The organism is Lysobacter fragariae (assembly GCF_054779775.1).
The window spans coordinates 1-1,089 of sequence record NZ_BAAGXP010000015.1; the positions used below are offsets into that span (position 1 = coordinate 1).

1 protein-coding gene is annotated in these 1,089 nt (G+C 66.0%); it reads left to right on the top strand.

Going from position 1 to position 1,089, the window contains the following annotated elements; translation table 11 throughout:
• The first annotated feature begins 100 nt into the window (after nucleotides 1-100).
• Nucleotides 101-1,060 (top strand): IS1595 family transposase, encoded by a 960-nt coding sequence (locus tag ACYVD7_RS14290; protein WP_460764556.1) that lies wholly within the window; start codon nucleotides 101-103, stop codon nucleotides 1,058-1,060.
• Nucleotides 1,061-1,089 lie beyond the last annotated feature (29 nt).

Genomic DNA, 1,089 nt, shown 5'->3' on the forward strand with positions numbered 1-1,089 from the left:
GGCTCTGTTCGCGTTGAGTAGTGATCGTCTCAGTCGGTGAGCCCGTCATCGCGCAGATTTGGCACGACGGCCCGAGGGTTTCGGGCGGCAGGAGCCTGCGATGCGTGCCCGTGAACTCAAGCGTTGGATGGCCGAAGCCGTGAAGCTGACACCCGGCCAGCGGGAACAGGTGCTGGCCCGGCTGCAGGAAGGGGCCGCGGTGGATGCGGTCGCGACCGTACTGCGATCTGGGGAGCCTCCTGCGGCGTGCCCGAAGTGCCGATGCTCGCGGATCGTTCGCAATGGCCAAGCCAATGGCGTGCAGCGCTTCAAATGCAACGACTGCGGGGCGAGTTTCAACCGCCTGACCGGCACACCACTGGCGCGGCTACGCCAGCGGGCGAAGTGGTTACAGCAGGTCGAGGGGCTGGATGCAGGGCTAAGCGTGCGCAAGGCAGCGGTGCGCATGGGCGTTCATCGCACGACCGCCTTCCGTTGGCGCCATCGTTTCCTGGCCGTGCCACGCGACACCAAGTGCAATCGCCTTGCCGGCGTGGTCGAAGCGGACGAAGCCTACGTCCTGCGCTCGTACAAGGGCCAACGGTGTCGCCTGCTGGCGGACGGTTCGCGTGGCCCGCGCCGCCGGGGCGGCCGTGCCGCCAAGCGCGGCCTGTCCGACGAACAGGTACCGGTCTTGGTTGCGCGCAACCGCGTTGGCCAAACCACGGATTTCGTTCTGAAATCAGCCAACAAGCAAGGGCTGATGGCCGTACTGCCGACGGCGGTGGCCACCGATGCGGTGCTCTGCACCGATGGCAGCGCCATGCTGGCCAGCGTCGCTCGGGACCTGGGCCTCGAACACTACGGCTTGAACACGCTGCGCGGCGAGCGCAAACGCGGCGCCTGGCACATCCAGAACGTCAACGCCTACCACAGCCGCTTCAAAGCCTGGATGGCGCGATTCAAGGGAGTAGCCACATCCTACTTGCCGAACTATCTGGGCTGGTTCCGGGCGCTCGACCGGAATGCTCAATCCGGCGCCAAGGCCGCGTCACTGCTGGCCTTGGCAATCTCGGTCTGACTTCATCCCTAGCCAACGCGAACAGAGCC